General features: G+C 38.1%; 1 protein-coding gene. It reads left to right on the top strand.

Annotated elements, in window-relative coordinates; translation table 11 throughout:
• Positions 1 to 61: 61 nt before the first annotated feature.
• Positions 62 to 2,821 carry a phosphoenolpyruvate carboxylase gene (ppc, locus tag V7137_RS07110; protein WP_335697432.1) on the top strand — a complete coding sequence of 920 codons (2,760 nt, stop codon included), beginning with the start codon at positions 62 to 64 and terminating at the stop codon, positions 2,819 to 2,821.
• Positions 2,822 to 2,844 lie beyond the last annotated feature (23 nt).

Here is a 2,844-nt window from a genome sequence, read left to right as displayed (position 1 = left end):
AATTGTGGTATATTAATAAATAAAAATTTAGTGAATTTTTTGATTAAAGGAAGGTGGCAGTATGACAACAGAAGTTAGAGTAAATGACAGCAGTCTTCCGTTGCGTCGTGATGTGAAATTACTAGGTAAAATTCTCGGGGAGATTCTGATCAATCATGGTGGTTCCGACTTATTTGATAAGGTGGAAAAAATACGTTTAATGTGTAAAACATTAAGAGAACATTTTGATCAATCCATTTATGATGCCTTAAAGGAAGAAATTTCTAGTTTAGATGCACCAATGAGAAAACAAGTTATTCGAGCATTCTCCATGTATTTTCATTTGATTAATGCCGCGGAACAGAACCATCGGATTCGCAGACGGAGACAGTACCAGCTGCAAGATGAAACGGTTGTCCAACCTGCTTCCATCGAAAGTGCGATTCTTTCGCTTAAAGAGAATAATATTGACGAAGATGTCATTCAGGATACTCTAAATACATTGTCACTTGAACTGGTTATTACAGCTCATCCAACAGAGGCAACGAAGAGGTCCATACTTGAAATTCAGCAGCGAATTGCTGAAATCCTAAAAACTCTCGATCATCCATTATTAACAAGACGAGAAAGAAAAAAGCTTGAGGAAAGTTTGTTCAATGAAGTTTCAATTCTATGGCAAACAGATGAATTACGGCAGAGCAAGCCTACTGTTTTAGACGAAGTTCGAAATGGTTTGTATTATTTTGATCAAACACTTTTCGAAGTTCTGCCTGAAATTCACCAAGAAGTGGCTGAGTGTTTAGTGAAGAACTTCACTAAAACACAATGGGAAGTTCCTAATTTCTTACGTTTTGGTTCATGGATCGGTGGGGACCGTGATGGAAATCCTAACGTTACACACGATGTCACTTGGGAGACATTAAACAAGCAGAGAAGACTTGTCTTAAAAAAATATAAAAATGTTTTAGTTGAATTAATGAAACGGTACAGCCATTCCACTTCAAGGGTGGAGGTAAGTAATGATCTTCTTAAATTAATTGAGCAAGAAGATACATATTTAACCTCTGACAAGAAATGGCCGAATAAAGGGGAAGTGTACCGCCGGGCATTTGCAATCCTAATTGAACGAGTGAAACAAGTAGGAAAAACAGACCTAGGCTATAAATCTTCCGATGAATTATTAGAAGACTTATATGTTATTAAAAAGAGCTTGAAAAAGCACCATCCAGCAGCACATGAATTAAAGATTATTCAAAAGCTGATTCGACAAGTCCAGTTATTTGGGTTTCATTTAGCTACACTGGATATTCGTAATCATAGCGGTGAACATGAGGCAGCCATAACAGAAATATTGCGTAAAGTTAGTATCTCCAACAATTATGCAGGCCTTTCGGAAGAAGAAAAACTAAAAGTATTGCAAAATATTCTTTTGGATCCTCGCCCGCTTCTATTATTAGATGAAGATTATTCTGCTGAGACACAGGAAATGATTAAAGTGTTTCAAATGATCAAAAAGGCACATGACGAATTCGGGAAGCGATCTATTTCCGTTTATCTTGTGAGTATGACAAAATCACCGAGTGATCTTCTTGAAATACTGGTTCTTGCCAAAGAGGCTGGGATTTATCGGCTTCATGCAGATGGAACCTTAGAAAGTCATTTACATGTTGCACCTTTACTGGAAACAATTGATGATTTAACCGCTGGACCAAAAATTATGGAAACACTTTTTGAGATGCCAGTTTATCGAAACCATTTACAAATATTGGGCGACCAACAGGAAATAATGCTTGGCTACTCAGACGGAAGTAAAGATGGCGGTACGTTAACAGCTAACTGGAAATTATATAAGGCTCAAATTGAAATTCATGAAATGGCGAAAAGATACCAGATCGGTCTTAAGTTCTTCCATGGCCGTGGCGGTTCGTTAGGTCGTGGGGGCGGCCCATTAAATAAAAGTATTTTGTCTCAACCGGCAGAAACCATTGGTGATGGTGTCAAAATTACGGAGCAAGGTGAAGTTTTGTCTTCAAGGTACTTGCTTGAGGACATTGCATATCGGAGTTTAGAACAGGCTACCTCGACGTTATTACTAGCAGCAACACGTATTTCTAAAGAGGTAGAGCAAGGTTATCAACGTGATCCAATCTGGGTTGAGACGATAGAAGAAATCTCAAGCTTAGCTCTGACCAAGTATCAATCATTGGTGTTTGGAGATCCAGATTTCCTTACCTACTTTACTGAAGCGACACCACTAAGAGAGTTAGGGGACTTAAACATTGGATCCAGACCAATGAGCAGAAAGAATCAAGGCCGATTTGAAGATTTACGCGCAATCCCATGGGTGTTTGCTTGGACGCAAAGTCGTCAACTGCTTCCTGCGTGGTATGCAGCTGGTACGGGTTTAACAGGATTTGCAGCAAAGGGAGAACAAAATTTGCGTCTGCTCCAACAAATGTATGAAAAATGGCCGTTTTTCCAATCAACAATTGATAATCTGCAAATGGCATTAATGAAAGCAGACATAACAACTGCGAGAGAATATTTAACGCTTGTTGAAGACCAGACAATTGCAGAACGGATATTCACTAACATCCTAGAAGAATATGAAAGAACCAAAGAAATTCTTCTCAGAATTACAGGCGATAACGAATTGCTTGATCATACACCGAATATTAAGGAATCAGTATATAGAAGAAATCCATATGTTGATCCACTAAATTTTTTACAAGTAGAGTTAATAAAAGAACTGCGTAGTCAGGGTGGTTCTAATGAAGAACTATTGATTGAAGTTTTACTAACTATCAGTGGAATTTCAGCTGGACTACGGAATACTGGTTGATATCAAAAGACAAGCCATAAATT

This window comes from Neobacillus drentensis (assembly GCF_036962765.1).
GTDB lineage: Bacteria > Bacillota > Bacilli > Bacillales > Cytobacillaceae > Neobacillus > Neobacillus drentensis_C.
Note: the sequence above shows the minus strand (reverse complement) of the source record. Positions and strands in the feature narration are given on the sequence as shown.

Excerpts from the sequence above, each read along its gene's own strand:
- ppc (WP_335697432.1), top strand. The coding sequence starts at position 62 with ATGACAACAGAAGTTAGAGTAAATGACAGCAGTCTTCCGTTGCGTCGT.